The following is a 26,450-nucleotide window of genomic DNA, read 5'->3' on the forward strand; positions in this document are numbered from 1 at the left end:
CGAACGATGAAAGGGATAGCCAGTGCCCTGGCAGGGATGCTGCTGTGCTTTAGCTCACAGGCAAGCGTAGTGATGACCGGTAGTCGGGTGATTTATCCGGTAGGGGCGGCAGAAGTGAACGTGCAGCTCACCAACCGCGATGATTTCCCGGCCGTGGTCCAGGTCTGGCTGGACGCGGGCGATGAGCATTCAACACCGCAAACCGCCCGCGCCCCTTTTATCACCACGCCACCGGTCTTCCGGCTGGCGGCGAAGGCGGGCCAGACCGTTCGCCTGCGCTACACCGGCGGTCAAATGCCTGCCGATCGGGAATCGCTGTGGTGGCTGAACTTTATTCAGATCCCGCCTGTCCAGGCTCAGGAGCGGGAAACTAACCAGCTGTTGGTGATGCTGCGCAGCCGGGTGAAGGTGCTGTACCGCCCGGCGGGGCTGAGCGGCTCGCCGCTGAAAATGGCGCAAACCAGCCGCGTGTGGCTGGCGAATGGCAAACTGAATTTACGTAACGACAGTGGTTATTACCTGGCGATGTCGGTGTTGACGGTGAAGGGGGGTGGGCGACAGCAGGTGGTTCGCTCACAGACGATTGCCCCGTGGTCCAGCGTGTCGTGGGCCGCGACAATCCCTTCCGCGGACGCTATCCAGATGAGCTGGATCAACGATCAGGGTGCGGAGATGACCGCGCGCGTAACAGCAGGAGCTCCGGACCATGCGGCGCGTTAAGCGCTTCGGCTGGTGCCTGCTGCCGCTTGCCGGACACGCGTGGTCAGAAGAGTACACCTTCGACGAGACGCTGTTGCTGGGGAGCGGCTACGAGCGAGGGCTGGCGCAGTTCAATCAGGCCGATGCGATCCCGCCGGGCCGATACAGCGTTGACCTGTGGCTGAACGGTCAGTTGATGGGGCGCGAAGAGGTAACGTTTAGCCGTAACGCGGCGGGTAAAACCGAACCCTGTCTGCCGCTGACATTCTGGGAAGCACAGGGTGTGCAGGCCAGCGAACCCGCGCAGGCGAAGTGTCTGACCCCTGCACAGCGCGTCAACGGCGGTAGCTGGCAGTTTGAGCAGGCGACGCTGCGGCTGGATATCAGCGTGCCGCAGGCGGCCATGAAGCGCAATCCGCGGGATTATGTCCCCCCGGCCTTATGGCAAAGCGGGGAGAACGTACTGTTCAGTAACTACAACACCCATTATTACCATAACACCAACGCCGGACGTGAAAGCGACTACGCCTGGCTTGGGCTGAACAGCGGTTTTAACCTCGGGGCCTGGCAGTTTCGTCAACAGTCATCGGCCAACTGGCGGCGGGACGACACGCGGGAAACGCACCGCTGGGACGCCCTACAAACCTGGATGCAGCGCCCCATAGCGCCGCTTGAAAGCATGCTGACAGCAGGAGAGAGCTACACACCAGGGAATCTTCTTGGCAGCATGGCGTTTACCGGCATCAAACTTGAGACCGACCAGCGTATGTGGCCGCAGTCGCGGCGGGGCTATGCGCCGGAAATTCGCGGCACGGCCACCACGCCTTCACGGGTAGTGGTGAAGCAGAACGGTCGTACTTTGTATGAAACCAGCGTGTCGCAGGGACCTTTTGTGCTCGACGATCTGCCGAACACGGCCTGGGACGGCGATTTGCAGGTGCTGATTATCGGGGCCGACGGTAAGCAAAGTGGTTTTACGGTACCGTTCGCCAGCGTGCCGTTATCGCTGCGCCCCGGCGTCTGGCGCTATGGCGCGGTGGTGGGGAAGACCCGCGACTACGGCGCTGAAGATAGTTATTTCTCTGATTTTACGCTGGAGCGCGGTATCGCCAACGCCCTGACGGCGAACGGCGGACTGCGTATCGGTGCCGATTACCAGGCTGCGCTGGTGGGTGGCGTGCTGGCAACCCGCCTCGGGGCGTTTGGCATGGACGTCACTGCGTCCCATGCGCAGGTAAACGGTGACACGCTCAACGGCTGGCGCCTGCAGACCAACTGGAGCAAAAGCTTTAGCCCGACGGGCACTAACGTGACGCTGGCAGGATATCGCTATTCCACCGAGGGCTATCGCGACTACGGCGATGTGCTCGGGGAGCGCCTGGCGGCCCGCACCGGCGAAGACTGGCTCTCCGACACGCTGCGTCAGCGCAACCAGTTTACCGTCACCCTGAACCAGACCATGGGCGACTACGGCAACCTGTGGCTGTCGGGATCGATGATGGATTACTACGGCAACCGGGGTCGCACGACCCAGCTGCAGGCGGGTTACAACACCAACATCGGGCGTACCAGCATTGGGCTGGCGCTGAGCCGACAAAACACCCGTTGGCGCTATGGCGACGACAACGGTACGGATTCGCAGGTGCAAAAAGAGAATATTGCCACGCTGACCCTCTCGGTACCGCTGAGCTTCGGCGAGCGGGAGCATACGCTGTCGTTCTCCGCAAGCCAGGCGAAGCAGTCCGGCGCCAGCAGCCAGGTGGCGCTGGCGGGCGCACTCGATAAAGAAGAAACCCTGAACTACGCGCTCTCCAGCGGCTGGCAGCAGGGACAGGACGGCAGCCGCGATCGTACCGACTGGAGCGGCACGCTACAGAAATCAACCGCCTACGGCAGCCTGAGCGGCAGCTATGCCCAGGCGCAGCAGTACCGCCAGTGGACCGCCGGCATGCGCGGCGCAGTTGTCGCTCATCGTCACGGTATCGTGCTGGGGCCGTGGGTCGGCGATACCTTCGCGCTGGTGGAAGCACCGGGCGCGACCGGCGCCCGGGTAAGCAGCGGACAGGGAGCCCGGATCAACGAACAGGGTTACGCGCTGGTACCGTCGCTGACGCCATATCGCTATAACACTATCGCGCTGGACGGCAGCGAGATGGACGGACACGCCGAGCTGCAGGAGAGCCAGCGGCGGGTGGTGCCGATGGCCGGGGCAGCGGTGAAGCTCTCTTTTGCCACGCTTTCCGGTTATCCGCTGCTGGTGACCCTCAAAGGCAACGATGCGTTTGCGCCGGGTGAAGTGGTGAAGGATGACCGCGGCAACGTAGTCGGCATGACCGGGCAGGGAAACCAGTTGTATGCCCGGGTCGCGGCGCAGAGCGGCGCGCTGCAGGTGAACGACTGCCGGTTGCCGTATTCGATTGATGATGAACAACGGCAGGCACCGCTGATTGCGCTGACGCTTGCCTGCCAGCAGGAAGGGAAAAAATGAAACTCGCAGGATTACTGTTGTTCATTCCGCTTGCCGGACAGGCGGCGTGCGAATACATCATTTACCCGTGGCAGTCCGGAAGCAACTCGGCGATCGGTAGCCACCGGTTAAGTTCCGATACCGACGGTATCGCCAACAACTGGCGCACCGGCGGTGGTAACGACGGCTGGAACGGGCTGTTACCGGGGATCAGTAAATCCATCGACCTGACCAGCAACCAGAACTTCCAGCCGGCAGGGACAATCCTCACCTCGTCGGGCGGGATCCCGTTCACGACTTTCGCTCACAAAGGCGGGGGCTACGATCCGGAGCAGGTCTTCTTCCGCTGTACGCCGGATACCGCAGGCCAGCTCTTTGAGGCATTCTCCACTAACGGTGATGACGCGCACGCGGGCTGGTATGAGGCGAACGACGTGCCGGGGGCGTACCTGACCAAAATAAAGAACATCGCTCTTAGACTTACCAACGACGTGACCGGCAGCTATTTTACCGACAGCTGGCAGCAGCGCCCGCTGGAGAACCTCGATACCGATAAAGACGGCAATTTCCTGATCAAAGCGAAGAACTTCTCTACCATCAGCGTCGAGCTGATTAAAACGCTGGATATCCGCTACTACGGCGTCGATGCTCCGGCAAACTACAACTCGTTTATCAACCCGAACGCCTACATGGTGTTTCGCGGGCCGGGTATATCCTCGTGGGATATCAAAGTCGGGCAACCGCACCGGGGGGGAAACTGGGCCGGGTGGGCCAGCGACTGGCCATCGGTGATAAGCCTTTACAGCAACAACATTGCGGTCAAACGCGCGGCGATGTGCCAGGTGACGGATTTCACCCCGCTGGTGCAGTTTCCGCCGATTAGCGCCGCTCAGCTGCGCCAGGGTGAGTACGCTACCGCGCCGTTCCAGATTGGCTTCGCCTGCGAATCGAATGTCATTTCCGGCGTGGCAACCAATAAGAGCAACGTGGCGATGGGGTTACTGGCCCCGGACAGCAGCATTGCCAGCGCCCAGCGCTTTGGCCTGACCAGCGGCAGTGCGGTGAGCTGGCTGCTGGATGAAAACTACGGCGCGACCGGTAAAGCGCGCGGTGTGGGGGTACGGGTCTACCGCGACGGTACGGCGATTAACTTCCTGACGACGACGGTGGCGGGTACCGGTACGGCCGGGGGCTGGATGCCGGTGCTGGGAAACAGCACCCAAAACACCGGCTCCCAGAACGGGGTTAACTATTACAACGAAACCTTTGAAGCCAGACTCGCAAGCTTTGGCGGCGAGGATGTCACCGCGGGGAGCTACCAGTCGCATGCGCAAATTCTTTTACGTATTCAGTAGCCTGTTATGGCTGGTTACCCACGCAGATGCGGCGGTGAATCTGAATACCACCCGCGTAGTGTTCAACGCCGGGGCGACTCAGCGCAGCGTCACGCTCAGCAACGACGGTGACTACCCGGTGGTGGTGCAAAGCTGGGTGGATGATGGTAATCCGGAGAATACCCCCTCGCAGGCCAGCGCACCGTTTGTGGTGCTGCCGCCGGTGATGAAGCTGATGCCCGGTCAGCAGCGAGAGATCCGCGTGATGACGACCGGGCAGGGGTTGCCGCAGGATCGTGAGTCGCTCTACTGGCTTAATGTCTACCAGATCCCCGCACTGCCGGTGTCGGCGACGGCGGGCGAGAAGGTCCGACTGGTGCTACGAAACCAGCTCAAGGTGCTGTGGCGGCCAAAAGCGGTGGGGCGTCTTACGGAAAAATCCATCAATCAACTAACTTTCATTCGAAAGTCTGGTGTGATTTATGCTAAAAACGACAGTATGTGGAATATCACACTGGCAGAGGCTTCATGTGGGGCCTTTTCTTCCGGTGGAATGGTTGTGCCACCCTGGGCAGAACGCCCACTTTCGGCCTTAGTGACTGCAGTTTCCGGATGTAATACGATAAACTTCACCGTGATAAACGATGACGGAAATCGTTGGGGATTTCGTGCTGAGGTAAATTAATGACGAAAAAGACATTTTCGTTTTAATTTTGCATATCCAAAATCAGGGAGCAAGATGGAAATAGTATTTCTGCTGGGGGGACGTGTTTTCTTCTGGCCTGAACGTAATTTTTTAGTTTTAGCCAACGACCAAAGCAAGCGGATTTCGCTAAGTAATCCGGCAAGTCGCTGTTTGTCTTTGTTAATTCAGGCACATGGCGCGGTCGTTGAGCGGGATTATTTCTTCCAGCAGGTGTGGCTGAATAACGGTGCGCAAGTCAGTAACAATACCTTTTATCAGAATATTTCGCTGTTACGCCGGGCATTTAAAGATTTGGGTCTCAATGAAGAGTGGATAGTCACTATCCCAAAGGTCGGGATTAAGCTCGACGCGGCGCTCGAGGTGAGTGCACAGGAGATGGCGATACACCCGGAGGCGGAATCTGTCCCCGAGACGCCAGAGCCTGCACCAGCTACCACTTTGGTACGACAAACCGACCGCCGACGGCAGCATCTGGTCTGGGCCATTGGGGCTTTTTTACTGTGCCTGCTGGCGGGAAGCCTGACGTGGATATCCGAATTTGATACCCGCCTGCTTAGCTATATTCCGCTGGAAAGCCAACAGGAATGTCATTTTTTTGCTAATGCGGACGCGCTTGATTTTGAAAAACATCAGTATTTTGTCGATAACACGCGTTTCGAATGTCGTCTCTATCCGTGGGTATATTTGACGATGTATCCCAATTTTGCGCGAATATCAGCACTGACCTGTCGCCAGCAGTATAGCCGCTGGCATGAGAATCAATGTGTGACGCATTATTATTTTCGGGAAGAGAAGAATGTCGGTGTTTAATATCAAATGGCTGGGGCTGACCGTCATCGCCGTTATTATCACGGTGGTTGCAGTAAATGTTATTCAGGCATGGCAAAGCACCCATTTTGACTGCAGCGGCGATATGCTGGCGCATTATTCGGATGGCAAAGGCGATGTGACAATACGCTATATCTTCAGCGGCGATCGTGGTGTGGCGATATTGCGGGGTGAAGTGGTGCCGGATAACGGCGCGAGGGTGCCAGTCAATCAGAACGTCTGGTTCTCATTTACCCGCAAAGGTAGCGACTATTTCTTGCGCTCGGAAAACGTCTCAGCCAGCACCGGCACTGACAAGATTAACCCGGTGCTGCTAAAGGCGCTGCCGGAGTTTTACCTGCTGGCGAACGAACCGTTTTATCTTAGTATCTCCCGGCTGGACAGCCGCAGCTGGCAATTTTATACCAGCCGCGCGCCCTCGGTATTCTGTCAGCGTTAACGCAGCAGCGGGCAGTCCGGCGGCAGCCGGCAGCGTATCGCGCCGGGCAGCACCTCAATATGAAACTCGCGACCGCACAGCGGCTCACCGTCGAGATTAAAGGTGATGTCGTGTGGCGCGGTGATACTGAAGCGGGTGGAGGCGTGCTCGATAATATTGCTGTTATCCTCCGCGCGTGAAAGGGCGCCCAGCAGAGCAGGGAGCAGCTCCTCGCCGGTAAAAATGCGCAGGTTCAGCAGTCCGTCGTTGATAAATGCCTCGGGGCAGAGCTGCTGGCCGCCGCCCGCCTGTCGTCCGTTGCCGATACCAATGACCAGCGCATCCCCCTGCCAGTGAAAGTCTTCACCACGAATTTCGCAGCGGTCGGGTTTCAGGGTATCCATGCGCATCAGGCCGTGAATGAGATACGACACGCCGCCGAGCGCGGCTTTCAGTTTCTCCGGCGTTTCGGTGGTGATGCGGGTACCAAAACCCCCCGTCGCCATGTTGATAAAGCAGGTTTCATTATTCACCCGGGCGATATCGACGGCGATGGCGTTACCGGCGATGGCAAGCTTGAGCGCGTTGGCAAGGTCGTCCGGGATCCCTACGCTTGTCGCAAAGTCGTTCGCCGTACCCAGGGGCAGGATGCCCAGCGCCGGAATGTCTTCCCCCCGGCAGGCAATCAGCGCGGTCGCCACTTCGTTAATCGTACCGTCGCCGCCGCCTGCGACCACCGTCGCCACGCCCAGCTCTCGCGCCTCTGCCACATAGCGCTCCGCATCGCCTTTCTCCCACGTTACGCGCACGTGCACCGTCGCGCCGCCTTCGCGCAGCGTCGTTACCGCGTCGCGCAGCAACGGTTCACCGGCGCCTTTCCCGTTAAGGATCAATAAACTGGCTGGAACTGTCGTCATCCGTTTCGCCTCTTTTTTAACCTGCTTTCAAGTGTACCGCAGGATAGCGTAAGCGGGATAGGAACGGGCTGATTTGTGATGGGAGTGGGGTAGTGCCAAAAAATAAGCCCGCGTAAGGGAGATTACACGGGCCAAGGAGGTGGTTCCTGGTACAACTAGCATTTATGGGTTATGTTTTTCAGCGCAGTGATAATACCCTTATTGAACGAAGCGGTATGTGATCCGATTCTAAGAATCTTCCGAACAGAAAAAATAACCCAAATGAACTATTTACTGTGCGGGTTACGGGTCGACTCACCGGTAAAATTGCGCATCAGCAGTGCATAATCCAGGTTCATCTCTTCCGGAACAGGCAACCATACGGTGTAGCCATCGCCTGGGGCTACCGGCATTGCTTCGCCTTTGGCATTTTCCATATGCTCGAGGGTGAAGTTAACGTTGCCCTGCGGGGTCATCAGCTCGAAGTTATCCCCTATGCAGAACTTGTTTTTCACCGCGACGGCCGCGAGGTGGCCTTTGCGCTCGCCGGTAAACTCACCGACAAACTGCTGGCGTTCGGAAACGGAGTAGCCGTATTCATAGTTCTGGTAATCATCGTGGGTGTGACGACGCAGGAAGCCTTCGGTGTAGCCACGGTGCGCGAGGTTTTCCAGGGTTTCCAGCAGGGTGGTATCGAACGGTTTGCCAGCGGCAGCGTCGTCAATGGCCTTGCGGTACACCTGGGCGGTACGGGCGCAGTAGTAATGCGATTTGGTACGGCCTTCGATTTTCAGCGAGTGCACGCCCATCTGGGTCAGACGCTCAACGTGGGCGATGGCACGCAGATCTTTCGAGTTCATAATGTAGGTGCCGTGCTCGTCTTCAAAGGCGGTCATATACTCGCCCGGACGTTTGGCTTCTTCAATCATGAACACGCTGTCGGTAGGGGCACCGAGGCCGAGGGTTGGTTCGATGTTCTGCACCGGAATGGGTTCGTGCTTATGCACGATGTTGCCGACGTCGTCCTCTTTACCTTCCTGCACGTTATACTCCCAACGACAGGCGTTGGTGCAGGTGCCCTGGTTCGGGTCGCGCTTGTTGATGTAGCCCGAGAGCAGGCAGCGGCCAGAGTAAGCCATGCACAGCGCGCCGTGAACGAAGATCTCAATCTCCATTTCCGGTACCTGACGGCGGATCTCTTCAATCTCATCCAGCGACAGTTCGCGGGAGAGGATCACGCGGGTCAGCCCCATCTGCTGCCAGAATTTCACCGTCGCCCAGTTCACGGCGTTGGCCTGAACGGAGAGGTGAATATCCATCTGCGGGAAGTGCTCGCGCACCAGCATAATCAGGCCCGGATCGGACATAATCAGCGCATCGGGACCCATTTCCACAACCGGCTGCAGATCGCGGATAAACGTTTTCAGCTTGGCGTTGTGCGGCGCAATGTTAACGACCACGTAGAATTTTTTACCGAGCGCGTGGGCTTCGTTGATCCCAAGCTGCAGGTTCTCGTGGTTGAATTCGTTATTACGCACGCGCAGAGAGTAACGCGGCTGGCCCGCGTACACGGCATCGGCGCCATAGGCGAAAGCGTAACGCATATTTTTCAGCGTTCCCGCCGGGGAAAGGAGTTCCGGTTTAAACATGATGTTCTCGTTCTGATGACAGGTCAGACAGCCTCACGGTGTGAGGCCGTAGGGAGAGTTCCCATACTTTAAGGGCGGGAATTGTAGCGCCGCAGGCGGGGAGAGTAAACCTTTGCGCGTATTGTGCCGGATAGCGCGTTATGCCATCCGGCAGGCGTCAGCCTCCCAGCGGTAGCCAACGCCGTATACCGCGCGAATAAACGACTGCTCGGCGTCCTGCGCCTCAAGCTTACGGCGCAGGTTCTTGATGTGGCTGTCGATAGTGCGGTCGGTCACCACGCGGTAGTCATCATAAAGATTATTCAGCAACTGCTCACGGGAGAACACTTTGCCAGGTTCGCTGGAGAGGGTTTTCAACAGGCGGAACTCTGCGGGAGTGAGATCCAGCAGTTTGTTGTGCCAGGTTGCCTGGAAGCGGCTTTCATCGACGATGAGCGGACTCTCGGCGTCCATGGTTTGCAGTTCACGCTTCGGCTTACAGCGGCGCAGAATCGTTTTCACCCGGGCGACCACTTCGCGCGGGCTGTAGGGCTTGCAGATATAGTCATCCGCGCCAATTTCCAGCCCCAGCAGACGGTCAATTTCTTCGATTTTGGCAGTAACCATAACGATCGGCACTTCGGAGAAACGACGAATCTCCCGACACAGCGTCAGGCCGTCGGTGCCGGGCAGCATCAGATCGAGCAGGATGAGGTCCGGCGGCGTCTGGCGAACGTAAGACAACACCTTATCGCCATGGCTAATCAGCGTTGGGGCGTAGTTCCCGGCCTGCAGGTAGTCAATCAACAACTGACCCAGCTTCGGTTCATCTTCCACGATAAGAATACGTGGCGCATTTTCATCTATCGGTAAAACCGTCATACGTCTCTCGGTAAATCTCTGTCCAGCGGTAACTCTACTGTAATGCTAACCCCGCCAAAAGGCGAATGGCTGGCGTGCAACGTGCCACCGTGAGCCGCGACAATATTGACACAAATAGCCAGCCCAAGGCCCGAGCCGCCGCTGGCGCGGTTGCGCGAACCTTCGGTGCGATAAAAGCGCTCGCACAGCCGCTCCAGTTGTTCATCGGTGACGCCGGGCGTGCTGTCGGCAAATTCGAGCTTCACGGTCTGACCGTGTTCGCGACCGCTAATCACCAGCTTGCCGCCGCTGTCGGTATAGCGCAGGCTGTTTTCCAGCAGGTTGTTGAAAAGCTGCATCAGGCGGTCACGATCGCCGAAGACGTCGATGCGCTCCGGGAGCGAGAAAGCGATGGTCAGCCCACGGCTGGCAAAACGCTCGCGGAAGGCCCCGGCCGCCATCTCCAGCAGCGTAACCACGTCGACGGAGGATTTCTGATAGGCAAGCGCCCCTTCGTCGGACATCGATAGCTGATGCAGGTCGTCGACGAGTTTGGTCAGCGTGCCGACTTCCGCCTGCAGCGAAGCCACAGACTCCGGGGTGAATTTCCGCACACCGTCCTGAATGGCCTCAAGCTCGCCGCGAAGCACCGCCAGCGGGGTACGCAGCTCGTGCGAAATGTCCGCCATGAAGTCGCGGCGCATCTGCTGGTTGCGCTCAAGGGTAGTGGCCAGCTGGTTAAAGTCCTGCGCCAGTTTGCCCAGCTCATCGCCACCGGTGGCGGTCACCCGGGTGGAGAAATCGCCTGCCGCCAGACGGTGGATCCCTTCCACCAGCCGTTTCACCGGTGCCAGCAGACCGCGTGCCAGCGGGAAGGTGGCCAGTGCGGCGAGCAGCGTCGCCAGCGCGACAATCAGCCAGCTGGTGCGCTTCTGCTGGCGGTCGAAGTTGATGTCGGTGTTGCGCGTCAGGCGTTCAACCGGTGAAGCAACCACCGAGCCCACCTGTACGCCGTTGACGATTATCTCGCGTCGTTTCCCATCCGGTGGGACGGGCGAGCGTGGGCCGACCATGACGCGTCCTGCCTGGTCGACCACCCAGAACTGAGTACGCCAGCCGTGTGGCGGCATGCCGGGCCCGGGTTTGTCGTCGCCAGAGTCGTGCTCCAGCGAGCGCAGAACCTGAAACACGAAGCGGTCGTTATTGCGTAAGAAACGCCAGTTGCCGTGCTGGGCATACTGCTCGCCGAGCGCTTCGCTCAGAAGCTGCAGGCGCTGTTCGTTGCCGCGCTTAATGTAGTCGATAAAACCGCGTTCAAAACTTAAACGTACCGCCCAGTGCATTGAAATCAGCAGCACAATACAGGTGGCGAGGATGGCAAGAAACAGTTTACCGGTGATCCCGGGGCGCCAGAATTTCACGATTCACTCCTTTTACGTCGGGCTATCACCACGTTTTTGCTCACATCGTCAGGCACTCGGGCAAAAATGAGTGCCGGAAGCGCAATAATCAACGCCATGCTGAGGTAGGTATAAATAAAGATCTGGTGGCTGGCACCGCTGTCGGCGGCAATATGCTGCTGACCATAAAGGCCGAGCAGCAGCCCGGCTACGGTCACGCCAATACTCATCGCCAGTTGCATAATCATTGACAGCAGGCTGTTACCGCTGCTGGCGAGGTCATCGGGCAGATCTTTCAGCGTCAGGGTATTCATTGAGGAGAAACGGCTGGAGTTAATCATCCCCTGCAGGAACAGCACCACCGGCAGTAGCCAGAACCAGCCCATTAGCGCCACGGCCATAAACAGCAGGCTGATGAGCGCAAGCCCAAGCGTTGAAGCCACCAGAACCCGGCGATAGCCGAAGTGGTTCACCACCTGCACCACGATACGCTTCATGCCCATGCTGCCGAGCACCATCGGGATCATCATCAGCCCGGCATGAAACGGCGAAAATCCCATCCCAATCTGCAAAAACACCGGCGTCATAAACGGCAGCATCCCGCTGCCGATGCGCCCGGCAAAGCTGCCCGCAAGGCCAAGTGAGAAGGTGCGGTTGCCAAAGAGCTTCAGGCTGAACAGCGCGCTGTCGTTGTCGCGGGCGTGCCACAGATACAGCAGAACCGACGCCGCGCCAATGACCACCAGCCCGGCAAGCAATAAGGGCGTGATGCCAAGCCCCCGCTGCCCGTCCAGCGCCAGCGTTAACGTTGCCATCCCGAGCGCCAGCAGCACAAAGCCCCAGATGTCAAAGCGGCGGGTTTGCAGTGTGTAGTTCGGCATCAGCCACAGCGTGGCGATGCCGCCGATAACCCCCACCGGGAGGTTAATCAGGAAGATCCAGTGCCAGGAGGCATATTCGACCAGCAGACCGCCGAGCGCCGGGCCGAGCAGCGGCCCCACCTGGCCGGGCAGGGTCACGAACGTCATCGCCGCCATATACTGATCGCGCGGGACGATTTTCATCACCGTCAGCCGTCCAACCGGCACCATCATCGCGCCGCCCACCCCCTGCAGAACGCGGGCCATGACCAGCTCATTGAGCGTATTGGCCTGGGCGCAAAACAGCGAGCCAAGGGTGAACAGCACAATGGCGGTAAAGAAGATATTGCGCACGCCAACCCTGTCCGCCAGCCAGCCGCTGGCGGGCAGCATGACGGCGACCGTCAGAACATAAGAGACGACCACCATATGCATATGCAGCGGGCTTTCCCCAAGGCTTTTCGCCATCGAGGGGAGGGCAGTGTTCACGATAGTGGTGTCCAGCGACTGCATAAAGAAGCCGAACGCCACAATCCATAGCTGCCAGCGCACGCTGCGCGGAAGGTTAACCATACTATTCGTTCACCGTTTCAGGAGTACGACGGGAGAAACGCGCCCCGAGTCTGTCGAAGAACAGATACACCACCGGGGTGGTGTAGAGCGTTAACAGCTGGCTCATCACCAGCCCGCCGACAATGGTTATCCCCAGCGGTTGACGCAGCTCTGAGCCATCTCCGGCGGAGAGCACCAGCGGCAGGGCACCAAACAGCGCCGCCAGGGTCGTCATCATGATCGGACGAAAACGCAGCAGGCAGGCCTGGAAGATGGCTTCTTCCGGGGTGATGTTGCCGGTGCGCTGGGCCTCAAGCGCAAAGTCCACCATCATTATCGCGTTCTTCTTCACTATCCCTATCAACAGCATGATGCCGATAAGCGCAATCAGGCTGAACGGCGCGCCGAACAGCTCCAGCGCCAGCAGCGCACCAACCCCCGCCGAGGGCAGGGTAGAGAGGATAGTCAGCGGGTGGACGTAGCTTTCATACAGTATCCCAAGCACGATATACACCGTGGCAATGGCGGCGAGAATTAAGATCACCTGAGATTTCATGGTGTCCTGGAACACCTGCGCAGTACCGGCGAAACTGCCGCGCACGCTCGACGGCACGCCAAGCTGGGTCATCGTCCGTTCAATGGCGGTGGTCGCATCCGAAAGCGATTTCCCGGTCGGCAGGTTGAAAGAGACCGTCGACGCCGCCGAAAGCCCCTGATGGTTGACCGACAGCGGCGCGTTGGCCGGTTGCCAGCGGGCAAACGAGGAAAGCGGAATGGATTTACCTTCGCTGTTAATTACAAACATTTTATCCAGGGCGCTGATGTCCTGGGTATAAACCGGATCGACTTCCATCACCACTTTGTACTGGTTCAGTGGCTGATAGATAGTGGATATCTGCCGCTGGCCGAAGGCGTTATTCAGCAGGCTGTTGGCCGCCTCCACGCTGATGCCGAGCCGCGACATGGTGTCACGGTCATACACCAGATCCATCTCGGCGCCGTTGTCCTGCTGGTCAGAACTGACGTCCGCCAGATCCGGCAGGGCCGACAGCGCCCGGGTGATTTTCGGCTCCCACTCGCGCAGGGCGCTTAAATCATCCGACAGCAACGTGTACTGGTAGCTGGCGTTCGCCTGGCGTCCGCCCACGCGAATATCCTGCACCGCCATTAAAAACAGGCTGGCGCCCGGCTCTTTCACCAGTTTTTTACGCAGGCGATCAATAATCTGCTGAGCCGACAAATGCCGCTGGTCGCGCGGCTTGAGGGTGATAAACATCATCCCGCTGTTCACCCGCGAGCCCCCGGTAAAGCCGGTGACGTTATCCACCGCCGGATCGTCGCGGATGATTTTCATAAAGTCCTGCAGCTTGCCGCGCATTGCCTGGAAGGAAATGCTCTGGTCGGCCTGGATCCCGCCAATCAGTACCCCGGTATCCTGCTCCGGAAAGAAGGTTTTTGGGATAGCGATGTACAGCCACACGTTGAGCGCGATGGTGCCAAGCAGCACCACGCCAACCAGTCGCGTATGGTTAAGCACCCATTTCAGCGAGCGCCCGTAAGCGCCGGTGAGCGCCACCAGCAGGCGACCAAAGCCGCGGTTACGGGTCGGCTGGTGGGCGTTGCGGCCTTTCAGCATCCAGCCGCACATCATCGGTGTGAGGGTCAGCGATACGGCAAGTGAAATACCGATGGCAACGGAAAGGGTCACCGCAAACTCGCGCAATAACCGCCCCGGCAGACCGCTCATCAACAGCAGCGGCAGGAACACGGCCACCAGCGACAGGCTCATCGACAGCACGGTGAAGCCAACTTCACGGCTCCCCTGCAGCGCTGCCTGCATCGGCTTCATCCCGGCTTCAATATGGCGGGAGATGTTCTCCAGCACCACGATGGCATCATCGACCACAAAACCGGTGGCAATGGTCAGCGCCATCAGCGACAAATTGTTGAGGCTGAAATCGCACAGATACATCGCCGCGAAGGTGCCAATCAGCGACACCGGTACCGCCACCGCGGGAATGAGCGTCGCTCTGCCGGAACGCAGGAACAGGAATACCACGAGAATGACCAGCCCCACCGAAATCACCAGCGTCTGCTCAACTTCTGCCAGCGAAGCGCGGATGGTCGGGGAGCGGTCCTGAGCAATCTGTAAATCGATGGCTGCGGGAATGGTTGCCTTCAGCTCCGGCAGGCGGGCGCGGATGGCGTCAACGGTCTGGATGATGTTGGCTTCCGGCAATTTGCGGATCATCAGTAGGATCGCCGGCTTAGCGTTGGTCATCCCGGCGTTACGCACGTCCTGCACCGAGTCGCTGACCGTGGCGACATCGCTCAGGCGAACGGCCGCTCCGTTGTTGTAGTGGACAATCAGCGGCTGATACTCACTGGCTTTTTTCAGCTCATCATTCGTGGCGAGCTGGAAGCGTTGGGAGGCATCGTCGATGGCACCCTGTGGATTACGCACGTTAGCGTTGGTAATAGCAGTGCGGACATCGTCGAGCGACACGCCCTGGTTAAACAGCGCTTGTGGATTGAGATCGACCCGCACCGCCGGGAGCGAACTGCCGCCTATATCGACATCACCGACGCCGCTTATCTGTGAAATGGTCTGCGCCAGCTGGGTGGAGGCAAAGTCGTACAGCTCGCCCTGGGAGTAGGTATCGGACGTCAGGGTCAGGATCATCACCGGCGCATCGGAAGGGTTGGCCTTACGATAGGTCGGACGGCTTGGCATACCGGTGGGCAGCAGGCTCTGCGCGGCGTTGATCGCCGCCTGCACGTCGCGGGCGGCACCGTTGATGTCGCGGGTAAGGTCGAACTGCAAAATAATACGCGTGCTGCCAAGCGAGCTCATGGAGGTCATTTCATTGACCCCGGCAATGCGCCCGAGCGAGCGCTCCAGCGGTGTGGCCACCGACGAGGCCATGGTCTCTGGTGCCGCCCCCGGCAGCGAGGCGCTGATCATGATGACCGGGTAATCCACCTGCGGGAGCGGGGCGACCGGCAGCAGCCGGAACCCCAGCACGCCGCAGAGGGTGATGGCGAGTGAGATCAGGATTGTCGCCACCGGGCGGTAAATGAAGAGGGCGAAAAACTTCACTTACGCCTCCTCTTCACGCTTCGGGAAGCGGCTTTTCAGGTACAGCGACAGACGGTCGAACAGCAGGTAAATCACCGGCGTGGTGAACAGTGTTAATACCTGGCTGACCAGCAGACCGCCGACCATGCCGATCCCCAGCGGGCGGCGCAGCTCTGCGCCGACGCCGGTGCTGAGCATCAGCGGCAGCGCACCGAGGAGGGCGGCAAGCGTGGTCATCAGGATCGGGCGAAAACGCAGCAGACAGGCCTGATAGATGGCCTCACGCGGCGGCATACCCTGTTCACGTTCGGCGGCAAGCGCGAAGTCGATCATCATGATGGCGTTTTTCTTAACGATACCGATAAGCAAAATTATCCCGATGATGGCGATAACGTCGAGCTCGCTGCCGGAGATCATGAGCGCCAGCAGGGCTCCGACCCCGGCGGTCGGCAGCGTCGAGAGAATAGTTATCGGATGGATAAAGCTCTCATACAGCACGCCGAGCACGATATACATCGCCACAATGGCCGCCACGACAAGCCAGACGGTGCTGCCAAGCGCCGACTGGAAGGCGAGCGAACTGCCCTGGAACTCGGTACGAATATCGGCCGGCAGGTTCAGGGTCTTCTCGGCGTTCAGAATGGCATCTACCGCTTCGCCAAGCGATGCGTTCTGCGCGACGTTGAAGGAAATAGTGGTCACCGGGAACTGGTCGAGGTGGTTAATCGACAGCGGGGTAAAGCGCTGCTCCACTTTAGCAATGGCGTTCAGCGGGACAATACCGCCGCTGCTGCTGGTCAAACGAATATTATCGAGCGCCGACAGCCCTGGCGTTTCGCGGGTGTCGTGCTCCAGCACAACCCGGTACTGGTTTGCCTGGGTGTAGATGGTGGAAATAAGGCGTTGTCCAAAAGCGTTATACAGGGCGTTATCGACGTCTGCCATGGTGATGCCAAGACGGCTGGCGCTGTCGCGGTCGACGTTAACATAGGCCTCGAGTCCTTTATCCTGCCAGTCGCTGCTGACGTCGGAGATCTGCGGTAGCGCCTGTAGCTGCGCCATCAGTTGCGGAACCCAGGTACTCAGCGCATCCAGCGAGTTGGCCTGCAGCGTGAACTGATACTGAGTGCGGCTGACGGTGGTGTCGATGGTCAGATCCTGGGTTGGCTGCAAATACAGGTCAACGCCGGGAACCCGGTCAACCGACTGTTGCAGACGGCGGATAACCGTCTGTACCCGGTCGTCGCGATCGCTCAGCGGTTTAAGGTTTATCTGCAGCCGTGCGCTGTTGAGCGTTGGGTTGGTGCCATCGACCCCCACAAAGCTGGTCATGCTGGCCACCGCGGGATCTTTAAGAATGATATCCGCCACCTGCTGCTGGCGCTGAGCCATGCTGGCAAACGACGCTGACTGCGGCGCCTGCAGCGTGCCCTGAATGATGCCGTTGTCCTGTATCGGGAAAAAGCCTTTCGGAATAAATACCCACAGCAGAATGGACAGTGCCAGCGTGCTGAGCGCCACGCCGAGCGTCAGCCACGGGTGATTCAGTACCTTCGCGAGCCAGCGACCATAGCCCGCAATAACCCGTTCAAAGAAACGTTCGCTCGCCTGAGAAAAACGGTTCTGTTTACGCAGCGATTCGTGGCTCAGCATGCGGGCACACATCATCGGGGTCAGGGTCAGCGAAACAATCGCCGAAATGAGGATTGCGACCGCGAGGGTGACCGCAAATTCGCGGAACAGACGGCCCACAATATCGCCCATAAACAGCAGTGGGATCAGTACCGCAATCAGCGAGAAGGTCAGCGAGATAATCGTAAAACCGATCTCTCCGGCACCTTTCAGCGCCGCCGTCAGCGGTTTTTCGCCTTTTTCGATATAGCGGGAAATGTTCTCGATGACCACGATAGCATCGTCAACCACGAATCCGGTGGCGATGGTCAGCGCCATCAGCGTCAGGTTGTTGATGGAGAAGTCGAGGAACACCATCACCGCGAAGGTGCCCACCAGCGACAGCGGTACCGCGACGGCCGGAATAATGGTGGCGGGCACGTTGCGCAGGAACAGATAGATAATCATCACCACCAGGGCAATCGCCAGCATCAGCTCGAACTGGGTGTCGTTAACCGACGCGCGAATGTTGGTGGTACGGTCGGAAAGCACCTTCACGGTCACCGATTTCGGCAGGCTCTCGGTGAGCTGCGGCAGCATCTGACGAATACTGTCGGCGGTGTTGATGATGTTAGCCCCCGGCTGGCGCTGTACGTTCATCACGATAGCCTGTTGGCGGTTCGCCCATGCGCCGAGCCAGCTGTTTTCTGCCCCTTGTTCAATGGTTGCGACGTCGCCCAGGCGTACCGGTGCGCCGTTCTGATAAGCAATAATCAGTTTGCGATAGTCTTCCGCCGACTGCATTTGATCGTTGGCGGAGAGCGTGACCGCGCGCGCCGGGCCGTCGAGGCTACCTTTCGCCGAGTTGACGTTAGCGTTAGTAATCGCAGTGCGGATGGTTTCGCTGGTTAAGCCGAGGGCGGCAATTGCCTGGGCATTGAGCTTCACGCGGACCGCCGGACGCTGACCACCGGCAAGCGTCACCAGACCCACGCCGCTGACCTGGGAAATCTTCTGCGCGACCCGGGTTTCCACCATGTCTTCGACCTGGGTCATCGGGATCGCCGTGGAGGTGACCGCGAGCGTCATGATAGGCGGATCGGCCGGGTTAACCTTGCTGTAGATGGGTGGGTTCGGCAGGTCAGACGGCAGCAGGTTGGTGGCGGCGTTAATCGCGGCCTGCACCTCCTGTTCGGCAACGTCCAGCGACAGGGCCAGCTGGAATTGCAGCGTCACCACCGAGGCTCCACCGGAGCTTTGGGAAGACATCTGCTTCAGGCCAGACATCTGACCGAACTGACGCTCCAGAGGAGCTGTCACCGAGGAGGTCATGACATCCGGGCTGGCACCAGGGTACAGCGTGATGACCTGAATGGTCGGGTAATCGACCTCTGGCAGGGCAGAGACCGGCAGAAAGCGGTAACCGATGATCCCGGCAAGCAGGATAGCCACCATCAAAAGCGTAGTGGCGACAGGACGCAGAATGAACAGGCGGGACGGGCCGCCGGTGCTGTCCGGGGGTAATACGTGCATCAGGAACGTGCTCCCTTATCCGCTGCTCCCTGCGCTGGCGTTTTCTGTTCAGGGGTTGCCGTGGCGCTGTGGGCTTCAACCACTTCCACTTTTGCACCTTCGGTCAGACGATCGATACCGTCGGTCACTACGCGTTCACCGGCGGAAAGCCCGGCGCTAATCACCACCTTCTGGCTATTCTGGATCCCCGGCGTCACGCTGTGCTTGCTGACCTTATTGTCGCTGTTAAGCACCCAGACGAAGTTTCCTTCGTTACCCATCTGCAGCGCAGCGGTGGGGATGACGACCGCATTCTGCTCGGTATCTACCAGCAGGCGGGCGTTCACGAACTGATTGGGGAACAGGGCGTCGTCCTGGTTATCAAAGCGAGCTTTCAGCTTGATGGTGCCGGTAGTGGTATCAATCTGGTTATCAAGACTCAGCAACGTTCCGCTGCTGAGCTTCTGTTTGTTGGTACGGTCCCAGGCTTCTACCGTCAGGGTTTTCCCGGCTTTTTGTGCGCTCACGATGGTCGCGATATTGCTCTCTGCAAGCGTAAAGACCAGATCGATGGGATGCGTCTGGGTCAACACCACAATACCGGTGGTATCGCTGGTGGAAATCTGGTTGCCAATATCTACCTGCTTCAGGCCGACGCGGCCATCAATGGGGGCCGTAATGCGCGTCCAGTCGAGCTGCAGCTGCGCGCTGGCAACGCTTGCCTGATCGGCTTTGATCGTGCCTTCGGTTTCACTGACCAGCGATTGTTGGGTGTCGAGCTCCTGACGTGAAATCAGGTTGGTTTTCACCAGTTGCTGATAGCGCGCCAGATCGCGACGGGCGTTGGCCAGGGTGGCGTTATCTTTTGCGAGCTGCCCCTGAGCCTGTGCCAGCGCTACTTTGAACTGGCTGGGATCGATTTCGGCAAGCAGCGCACCGGCTTTCACCTGCTGCCCTTCCTGGAAGTTGATAGTCATAAGCTGACCGTCGACGCGACTGCGCACCGTCACGGTATTGGCAGCGGTTATGGTGCCAAGGCCGGTGAGATAGCGGGGAACGGCTTCACTGGTGGCCGTCGCGGCCTGAACGGGGGCGAGTGCCGCGCCAAAGCGGCCGCCATGACGACCGGCAGACGCACTTTTCCCAGGCGCCGCGGCAGTAGTGTTTTCCGCAGGGCTACGGCTCTGCCAGTACCAGACGGCAGCAAGCACCACAGCAATCACCGCAATGGCGGCTCCCCAGCGGGTTTTATGACTGGCTTTCATAGTCTTTCGTATCTCATCCTGAAACGTTGCAGCGATGATACTAGTTTAGTCAGCTAACTCAGCGAAAAAATGGAGGAAATATGAAAGACGGTCTGGAATCGTCTGAGAACAGCTTTTTACGAGGAGGTTCGCAAGCCTGAAGGAAAGGCGTTCGGTATAAATTCGGGGCGCGGTAAAGTGCGTAACGGCAAGGAGGTCGGGCTGGAAAGGATTTCAGCAAAGGGCTGAAACGGGAAAGCCCCTCCCGAGGAAGGGGCTAACAGAAGGAAAGGGCATATGATGAAGTTAGTCATCATACTGGTGATACTCTTAGTCATAAGTTTCGCAGCTTACTAAGACACCAGGGGGAGGATAATTCCTCCCTTTCCCTTGTACCTTCCACGTTAGGACGAAAAAGCAGCGGAGTCAATCCCCGCTTTTACGAGGTCGCTCGCGATTTCAGGCAAACACGACCTGAGCCCAGCGGGCAAGACCGGCGGTAACGGAACCGAAGTCGTCACCACCCGCAATCTCAATCCCCGGCAGCTGTTCGCTGAGCGCTTTACGAATAAGCGGCGAGCGGGCGCTCCCCCCGGTCAGGTAAATGACGTCCGGGCGCTCTTTACCGTTATCAAGGGCAAGCTGCACCTGCTCAAGGATGCGCGCCAGCGGCTGATTCAGCGCGCTCTCAAGCCCCATCTGGTTGATATCGGTGGCAAGACCTGCGCTGATGAACGGGAGCTCGGCGGTACAGGCTTCACGCCCGGAGAGGGAAATTTTGCTCTCCTCGGCGCTGCGCACCAGCCGGTAGCTAAGACGCTGCTGCCAGACCTTCAGCAGATGCGCCACCTTATCGGCATCCCGCGCGTCACGAATCATATCGCGCAGGGCGCGACCGTTGGCGGTGCTGTAAAAATCGCTTTGGGCTGGTACGTCGTTAATTGCGACCGCGTTCCACCATGGGAGGACCGGCAGGGCGATCCCTTTTTCGGTGTCCCCCCCCATACCGAGCAGCGGCATCAGGCATTTGAACGCCAGGGCGATATCCAGATCGTTACCGCCGATACGACAACCGCTGTGGCCCAGCAGGCTGTGCTCACGGTCGCGACGATTTCGCCACTGCGGCCCCATCAACAGCAGCGAGCAGTCGGTGGTACCACCGCCGATATCCACCACCAGTACGCGTTTTTCTTCGATCAGCGTGGCCTCGAAATCAAGCCCCGCCGCGACCGGTTCGTACTGGAAGATAACGTCACGGAAACCCGCGCGATGTGCGGCACGTTCGAGGATCCCCTGAGCCTGCTGGTTGGCCTCATCACCGCCCAGCCCCTGGAAGTTGATCGGACGGCCAATCACCGCCTGATCAATGCTTTCCGGCAGCTGCGCCTGCGCCTGCTGGCGAATATGCAGCATCATGGCGCAGACCAGATCTTCAAACAGAGCTACCTGCTGTGGCTTCAGGCCGCTGGCGCCGAGGAACGACTTCGGTGATTTAACGAACCAGACCTCTTCCGGGTCATCCATATACTGCTTCAGCGACGACAAACCAAACTGCACGCTGTTGCTGAGTACCTCGATATCCTCATCGCGGTTGTAGCTGATAGCCCGGCGCAGCAGTGCCTGCGTCTCATCGGTGGTGGCAGGCACGTCGTGATGACGGTACAGCCATTCGCTAATCGCTTCACGCGTGGGAGCGCACAACATTGACGGCAGCAGGGTGCTGCCATTTTCCATGGTTAACAGCTGCGGTTGACCATCGCGCATGACCGCGACGGAGCAGTTGGCTGTTCCATAATCAAAACCAATAAACATGTCACTATCCCCATGCCAGTGAAGAAGGGGGGCGACTTTAGCGGATTGCGGCACGCACGACAACTGCAACGTGAGAGAGGGTGAATATAAAAGCAAAGCGTTTTCCCGTGCGGCCCGTTATGCTTGAGCGACTGACGGAGGAGCGAATATGTACACATTGCGCTGGCAGCCCCCCTATGACTGGGCATGGATGTTTGGCTTTCTGGAAATGCGTGCCGTAGAAGGCGTTGAGGTGTTCAGCGACGGGCGCTACATGCGCAGTTTCTCGCTCGATGGCCACCGCGGGTTAATTACACTCGAACCGGACGCCGCCGCGCATTTGCTGCGAGTGACCTTGAGCGAAGGGCTGCATCCGGTGGCAACGGAATGTCTGGCGCGTATTGCGCAGCTGTTCGATCTCCACTGTGAGCCGCAGAAGGTGGCACAGGCGCTGGGAACGCTTGGCGAAGCACGTCCCGGTCTGCGCCTGCCTGGGGCAATGGATGCGTTTGAACAGGGCGTTCGCGCGATCCTCGGGCAACTGGTGAGCGTGGCGATGGCGGCGAAGCTTGCCGGTAAAGTGGTGCAGCTGTGCGGTGATGCTCTGGAAGAGGCGCCGGGTTTTTACTGCTTCCCCACGCCGGAACAGTTGGTGAAGGCCGAACCGCTGGCGTTAAAGGCGCTCGGGATGCCGGTGAAAAGGGCAGAAGCGCTTATCCATCTGGCGCAGGCGGCGATTTCCGGTGTGCTGCCTTTGCGAGCGCCTGCCGATGTGGAGCTGGCGATGAAAACCCTGCAAACTTTTCCGGGGATTGGCCGCTGGACGGCTAACTACTTTGCTCTGCGCGGCTGGCAGGCGAAGGATGTGTTTCTTCCGGATGATTATCTTATCAAGCAGCGTTTCCCCGGCATGACTCCCGCGCAAATCCGTCGCTACGCTGAACGCTGGCAGCCCTGGCGCTCCTATGCGCTGCTGCACATCTGGTACACCGAGGGCTGGGTACCCGACGCTAGTTGATGGCGAAATAGCTGCTGCTGAGCACCAGCTCCAGCGGCTGATTTTGCGCAATGGTGTCGCCGTAGATCATGTCGATGCCAATGCCGGAGAGCGTATCCATGACCAGCGACTCGTTCGTTGGTCCGGCAATGGTTTTCATCCCCAGACGATGCGTGTGTCCCTGGATGATCGTCACCAGCATCTCATCCATCAGATTGAGATGCACATTCAGAATGGTGTCGGGATCCAGCAGGACATAGTCGGCCATTTCCGGCGTCAGCTGGTTAAAGACCTCCAGATCCTGCCCTATGTGATTGAGGATAATTTTGCATCCTGCTTCGCGCAGGCGGCCAATACCCTGGCGAACCAGGGTTTCTTCACTGAGCATCACTTCGCTGTCGATAATAAAATGCAGCAGCCGGGCAGGGATCTGGCGCTGGTTCAGCTGGTTCAGCAAATCGTCAATCAGCGCCGGGCGCGCCAGGCCGGCAGTAGAAAGCGACAGCGCAACGCTGATGCCTTTTGCCGCCACTCTGGCTGACCACTCGTGGAAAAACAGCTGCAATACACGGCTATCAAGCGCCCGCAGTTGCTCGCTCTCTGTCAGGCCCTGGCGGAACGCGCGCTCTTCCACCATATCGCCTTCGCTGGTCCACAGACGCAGCGACAACAGCCAGAAATGACTCGCCTCCGGCACACGTGGTGAAGCCACGCTGCGCGCCATGAAGACCAGGTGATTGTCTTTGATGATGTGCCACTTCTCTTCCTGCGACATCATGCTGCGCGGCACCAGGTTTTCCTGCTGAGGCGAATAGACCGTGACCATGCCGCGGCCGTTATTTTTCGAGGCATAGCAGGCTATATCCGCCTGCGACATCACTTCTGTTGCCAGATTATTATTCTCATCGATGAGGGTTATCCCGGCGCTGGCACCGATACGGTGGTGCTGGCCCTCCCACAGGAAGTGATAATCATTGATAGCTTTGATAATGCGTCCGGAGATATAGCGGGCACTCTCAATATTACAGTCTGGCAGCAGCAAACCGAACTCATCGCCGCCGAGGCGTGCTAATACATCGCTGGTACGCAGCATGTTGAGCATCAGCGCCGAGAGCTCACGCAGCAGGGCATCACCGGCGGCGTGGCCCGCCGTGTCGTTGACCGCTTTAAAGCGATCGAGATCGATAAATACCAGCGCGTGCCGCTGGTGGTTCTCATAAACCGTATGCAGAAGCCGTTTCAGATGACTTTCGAAGCTGACGCGGTTGGCAAGCTGGGTCAGCGCATCATGAGAAGCGCTGTAGGTCAGCTGGCGCAGCATTTTGCGCGACTCGCTTACGTCCTGGATAACCAGCACCGAACCGATATTTTGCCCGTCCAGGGTGCTGAGAGGGGTAATGCTGTAATGAATGTCGAAGCTACCGCCGTTGCGGCAGTGCAGGACCAGATCCTGTTCAATATCAGAGCGAGAGAAGTCGCCGCTGTAGATATTCTCCATCATCGGGCCTGCGTCACCGAAGGTAATACGCAGTACGTTCAGCAGCGGCTGACGCAGCGCCTGCTCCTGGCTCCAGCCGCTCATTTTCTCCGCCACCGGGTTCATAAAGGTGACGTTCATCTCCACGTCGGTACAAAGCACCGCTTCGCCGATGGAGTCGAGGGTGATGTGTAAACGCTCTTTTTCCTGGAACAGGGCCTCGTTCAGCTGTTTAACCTCGGTCATATCCATATTGATACCGAGCAGGCGCTCGACCTCGCCATTCTTATTCAGCACCCGGTTAGCGAGTGAACGAATGTGGCGTACGCCGTCCCGGGCGTGAATACGGAACTCGAGCTTAAACGGCGAGCGGTTGCTCAGTGCGTTACGGATGGTACTTTCCGCATGGTCACGATCGTCTTCCACCACGCAGTTGTACCACAGCTCCCAGGTCGGCTTGAGATGTGAAGGCACGTCGTAAAGCTCAAACATGCGCTTATCCCAGCTGATCACATCCGGTTCGAGCTCCCATTCCCAGATGCCGATGCCCCCGGCCTCATTGGCGAGAGTGATGCGCTCCATCAGCCGTTTATTGACCCACTCGGTATGTTTAAGATCGTTAATATCTTCGACCTGGGCGATAAAATAGATTGGTGTACCGTCGGCGTGGCGCACCAGAGAGACGGTCAGCATCGCCCACACCACATCTCCTTTGCGGGTGTAATAACGTTTTTCCAGCGAATAGCTTTGAATATCGCCGTTAACGAGTTGCTCGAGCTGCTCCAGGTCGCTGTTTAAATCTTCCGGCCAGGTCAACTGCTGGAAAGTGAGTGCGCGAAGCTCGTCCTGGGTATAGCCGAGGAAGCGGCACAGGGCTTTGTTCGCCTGAAGCCACTGCCCTTCGGTGCCAACCAGCGCCATGCCGATAGCGGAATACTCCATGGCGTTGCGAAAACGCTCTTCGCTCTCGGTGATGTGTTTGCGTTCTGAGCGGAACGCGTACATTACCATCGTCATCACGTTCGCTGGCAACAGGATCATCAAAAACGGCATCCAGGCGGCGTTATCAAGCGCATACTGGTGCGGGGTTTCCAGAATCCCGGGGTTGGCGGCGATCAACAGCGAGACCATCATGACCGTGGAGAGGAAAATCAAAAACGCCTCCATGCGCGGCAGACGCACGGCGCTCCACATCAACAACACAATGATGCAGGTAAACGGCCAGGGGAGCCAAAGCATGGACAGACAGCTGAGCGCCAGCGTGACGGCAAGGGTCACCAGCGTTTCCAGTAATAGCCGCGGATCGCGGTGACGCAGTAAATAGTGGGGCTTAAACAGCAGCCCCAGCGGCACCAGGGCCAGCGCGCCGATGGCCTCGGAGAGTACCCAAATAAAGACCGACTCCAGCGGTCGTTCGCCCGGGAAGAACATCAGCAGCAGCAGGGCACCTACCAGCGGCGGCACAACGGCGCTGCCAAACGCGAGTCGTATCCAGTCGTTTAAATTTTGCAGCGGATTGTACATCGGCAGCAGTTTGCGCAGCAGCAGCGCGCCGACGACCGCTTCGATGATATTGATGGTGGTGTAGCCCAGGTTCAGGGCTGTTGGAGGGAACAGGATGCTTGAGGCAAGCACGTTGCCGAGCGAACACACCACCGCGATCCCCGGCCAGAACTTCCCGGCATGACGATAGAACGCCACCATCATCACTGAGGTTGGGAACCACAGCGGTGCCAGCGTCGCCCCGAAACGCGTCAGTTCGAGCGAGAAAAGGGTAAAGATAAAGGTTATCAACCCCAGACTGACGAGATGCAGTAAAGGGCGATTTGGAGCGACTAATACACGCTGGTAGGTTTTATTCATTAGCGCTTCATCCGCAATGCTTTCTCGCCAGGAGCAAGCCCGGACGTCTGTGGTGTTAATCTTACCCATTCTAATACAAACACTTTACAATTCCTGCAGTGGGCGCTCATATTTTGTCATTCTTAAGATATTAAACACTTACGCCGTGGAAAGTTCGCCAGGCCTGCTTTAAATGTAGTCATAAAAATTTGCTATTAGTCAGTTATTGCGCGTTTGTGCACAGCCTG

General features: G+C 58.5%; 18 protein-coding genes. 8 read left to right on the forward strand and 10 right to left on the reverse strand.

Translation table 11 applies throughout. The features are described from left to right. Nucleotides 1-6 precede the first annotated feature (6 nt). From C7387_RS02200 to C7387_RS02225, 6 genes are read left to right on the forward strand one after another with little or no spacing between them, the layout of a single operon-like run. Complete coding sequence (locus tag C7387_RS02200; RefSeq protein WP_006820792.1) at nucleotides 7-720, forward strand: fimbrial biogenesis chaperone; 714 nt, start codon at nucleotides 7-9, stop codon at nucleotides 718-720. After that, a complete protein-coding gene (locus C7387_RS02205) occupies nucleotides 707-3,187 on the forward strand; it encodes a fimbria/pilus outer membrane usher protein (RefSeq protein WP_120815944.1) in 2,481 nt (826 codons plus the stop codon). Before C7387_RS02200 ends, C7387_RS02205 begins: the two co-directional genes overlap by 14 nt. After that, nucleotides 3,184-4,521: a fimbrial protein gene (locus tag C7387_RS02210; protein WP_120815945.1), complete on the forward strand. Its 1,338-nt coding sequence runs from the start codon at nucleotides 3,184-3,186 to the stop codon at nucleotides 4,519-4,521. The genes C7387_RS02205 and C7387_RS02210 overlap by 4 nt, the downstream gene beginning before the upstream one ends. Further along, nucleotides 4,493-5,185, forward strand: coding sequence for a fimbrial biogenesis chaperone (locus tag C7387_RS02215; protein WP_006820789.1), 693 nt, complete (start codon nucleotides 4,493-4,495; stop codon nucleotides 5,183-5,185). Before C7387_RS02210 ends, C7387_RS02215 begins: the two co-directional genes overlap by 29 nt. Before the next feature lie 54 nt (nucleotides 5,186-5,239). Next, entirely contained in the window at nucleotides 5,240-6,016 is a 777-nt protein-coding gene (locus tag C7387_RS02220; RefSeq protein ID WP_120815946.1) for a winged helix-turn-helix domain-containing protein, read from the forward strand. Next, nucleotides 6,003-6,473 carry a hypothetical protein gene (locus C7387_RS02225; RefSeq protein WP_006820787.1) on the forward strand — a complete coding sequence of 157 codons (471 nt, stop codon included), beginning with the start codon at nucleotides 6,003-6,005 and terminating at the stop codon, nucleotides 6,471-6,473. Before C7387_RS02220 ends, C7387_RS02225 begins: the two co-directional genes overlap by 14 nt. On the opposite strand, the gene yegS is transcribed toward C7387_RS02225, so the two are convergent. The 8 genes from yegS to C7387_RS02265 all read right to left on the reverse strand — a co-directional run bounded on the left by yegS (nucleotide 6,470) and on the right by C7387_RS02265 (nucleotide 20,116). Continuing rightward, on the reverse strand, nucleotides 6,470-7,369 hold the full coding sequence (gene yegS / locus C7387_RS02230; RefSeq protein ID WP_120815947.1) for a lipid kinase YegS: 900 nt from the start codon (nucleotides 7,367-7,369) through the stop codon (nucleotides 6,470-6,472). The genes C7387_RS02225 and yegS overlap by 4 nt on opposite strands. Nucleotides 7,370-7,635: 266 nt before the next feature. Next, nucleotides 7,636-8,997 carry a prephenate-dependent tRNA uridine(34) hydroxylase TrhP gene (gene trhP, locus C7387_RS02235; protein ID WP_120815948.1) on the reverse strand — a complete coding sequence of 454 codons (1,362 nt, stop codon included), beginning with the start codon at nucleotides 8,995-8,997 and terminating at the stop codon, nucleotides 7,636-7,638. A 138-nt stretch (nucleotides 8,998-9,135) separates the two neighbouring features. After that, complete coding sequence (gene baeR, locus C7387_RS02240; protein WP_006820784.1) at nucleotides 9,136-9,858, reverse strand: envelope stress response regulator BaeR; 723 nt, start codon at nucleotides 9,856-9,858, stop codon at nucleotides 9,136-9,138. Beyond that, nucleotides 9,855-11,258: an envelope stress sensor histidine kinase BaeS gene (baeS, locus tag C7387_RS02245; protein ID WP_006820783.1), complete on the reverse strand. Its 1,404-nt coding sequence runs from the start codon at nucleotides 11,256-11,258 to the stop codon at nucleotides 9,855-9,857. The genes baeR and baeS overlap by 4 nt, the downstream gene beginning before the upstream one ends. Next, nucleotides 11,255-12,670, reverse strand: a complete 1,416-nt coding sequence (mdtD, locus tag C7387_RS02250) for an MFS transporter (RefSeq protein WP_006820782.1) — start codon at nucleotides 12,668-12,670, stop codon at nucleotides 11,255-11,257. Before mdtD ends, baeS begins: the two co-directional genes overlap by 4 nt. A gap of 1 nt (nucleotide 12,671) precedes the next feature. Then, entirely contained in the window at nucleotides 12,672-15,749 is a 3,078-nt protein-coding gene (gene mdtC, locus C7387_RS02255) for a multidrug efflux RND transporter permease subunit MdtC (protein WP_006820781.1), read from the reverse strand. After that, nucleotides 15,750-18,872 (reverse strand): MdtB/MuxB family multidrug efflux RND transporter permease subunit, encoded by a 3,123-nt coding sequence (locus C7387_RS02260; protein ID WP_006820780.1) that lies wholly within the window; start codon nucleotides 18,870-18,872, stop codon nucleotides 15,750-15,752. After that, nucleotides 18,872-20,116 (reverse strand): MdtA/MuxA family multidrug efflux RND transporter periplasmic adaptor subunit, encoded by a 1,245-nt coding sequence (locus tag C7387_RS02265; RefSeq protein ID WP_006820779.1) that lies wholly within the window; start codon nucleotides 20,114-20,116, stop codon nucleotides 18,872-18,874. Before C7387_RS02265 ends, C7387_RS02260 begins: the two co-directional genes overlap by 1 nt. A gap of 276 nt (nucleotides 20,117-20,392) precedes the next feature. Between C7387_RS02265 and C7387_RS02270 the strand changes: the two genes are divergently transcribed. After that, a complete protein-coding gene (locus C7387_RS02270) occupies nucleotides 20,393-20,452 on the forward strand; it encodes a type I toxin-antitoxin system Ibs family toxin (RefSeq protein WP_072062224.1) in 60 nt (19 codons plus the stop codon). 102 nt (nucleotides 20,453-20,554) lie between these two features. On the opposite strand, the gene yegD is transcribed toward C7387_RS02270, so the two are convergent. Continuing rightward, nucleotides 20,555-21,907: a molecular chaperone gene (yegD, locus tag C7387_RS02275; RefSeq protein WP_120815949.1), complete on the reverse strand. Its 1,353-nt coding sequence runs from the start codon at nucleotides 21,905-21,907 to the stop codon at nucleotides 20,555-20,557. 148 nt (nucleotides 21,908-22,055) lie between these two features. Between yegD and alkA the strand changes: the two genes are divergently transcribed. Next, nucleotides 22,056-22,904 (forward strand): DNA-3-methyladenine glycosylase 2, encoded by an 849-nt coding sequence (gene alkA / locus C7387_RS02280; RefSeq protein ID WP_120815950.1) that lies wholly within the window; start codon nucleotides 22,056-22,058, stop codon nucleotides 22,902-22,904. Here alkA and C7387_RS02285 read toward each other — a convergent pair. Continuing rightward, nucleotides 22,897-26,223 (reverse strand): diguanylate cyclase, encoded by a 3,327-nt coding sequence (locus tag C7387_RS02285; protein ID WP_120816711.1) that lies wholly within the window; start codon nucleotides 26,221-26,223, stop codon nucleotides 22,897-22,899. The two genes, alkA and C7387_RS02285, sit on opposite strands and share 8 nt — an antisense overlap. Nucleotides 26,224-26,450 lie beyond the last annotated feature (227 nt).

The sequence above is a fragment of the Yokenella regensburgei genome (assembly GCF_003634235.1).
GTDB lineage: Bacteria > Pseudomonadota > Gammaproteobacteria > Enterobacterales > Enterobacteriaceae > Yokenella > Yokenella regensburgei.

Excerpts from the sequence above, each read along its gene's own strand:
- alkA (WP_120815950.1), top strand. The coding sequence starts at position 22,056 with ATGTACACATTGCGCTGGCAGCCCCCCTATGACTGGGCATGGATGTTT.
- baeR (WP_006820784.1), bottom strand. The coding sequence starts at position 9,858 with ATGACGGTTTTACCGATAGATGAAAATGCGCCACGTATTCTTATCGTG.
- yegS (WP_120815947.1), bottom strand. The coding sequence starts at position 7,369 with ATGACGACAGTTCCAGCCAGTTTATTGATCCTTAACGGGAAAGGCGCC.
- C7387_RS02225 (WP_006820787.1), top strand. The coding sequence starts at position 6,003 with ATGTCGGTGTTTAATATCAAATGGCTGGGGCTGACCGTCATCGCCGTT.
- yegD (WP_120815949.1), bottom strand. The coding sequence starts at position 21,907 with ATGTTTATTGGTTTTGATTATGGAACAGCCAACTGCTCCGTCGCGGTC.
- C7387_RS02215 (WP_006820789.1), top strand. The coding sequence starts at position 4,493 with ATGCGCAAATTCTTTTACGTATTCAGTAGCCTGTTATGGCTGGTTACC.
- C7387_RS02205 (WP_120815944.1), top strand. The coding sequence starts at position 707 with ATGCGGCGCGTTAAGCGCTTCGGCTGGTGCCTGCTGCCGCTTGCCGGA.
- C7387_RS02260 (WP_006820780.1), bottom strand. The coding sequence starts at position 18,872 with ATGCACGTATTACCCCCGGACAGCACCGGCGGCCCGTCCCGCCTGTTC.
- C7387_RS02285 (WP_120816711.1), bottom strand. The coding sequence starts at position 26,223 with ATGAATAAAACCTACCAGCGTGTATTAGTCGCTCCAAATCGCCCTTTA.
- C7387_RS02220 (WP_120815946.1), top strand. The coding sequence starts at position 5,240 with ATGGAAATAGTATTTCTGCTGGGGGGACGTGTTTTCTTCTGGCCTGAA.
- C7387_RS02265 (WP_006820779.1), bottom strand. The coding sequence starts at position 20,116 with ATGAAAGCCAGTCATAAAACCCGCTGGGGAGCCGCCATTGCGGTGATT.
- C7387_RS02210 (WP_120815945.1), top strand. The coding sequence starts at position 3,184 with ATGAAACTCGCAGGATTACTGTTGTTCATTCCGCTTGCCGGACAGGCG.
- C7387_RS02200 (WP_006820792.1), top strand. The coding sequence starts at position 7 with ATGAAAGGGATAGCCAGTGCCCTGGCAGGGATGCTGCTGTGCTTTAGC.
- trhP (WP_120815948.1), bottom strand. The coding sequence starts at position 8,997 with ATGTTTAAACCGGAACTCCTTTCCCCGGCGGGAACGCTGAAAAATATG.
- mdtD (WP_006820782.1), bottom strand. The coding sequence starts at position 12,670 with ATGGTTAACCTTCCGCGCAGCGTGCGCTGGCAGCTATGGATTGTGGCG.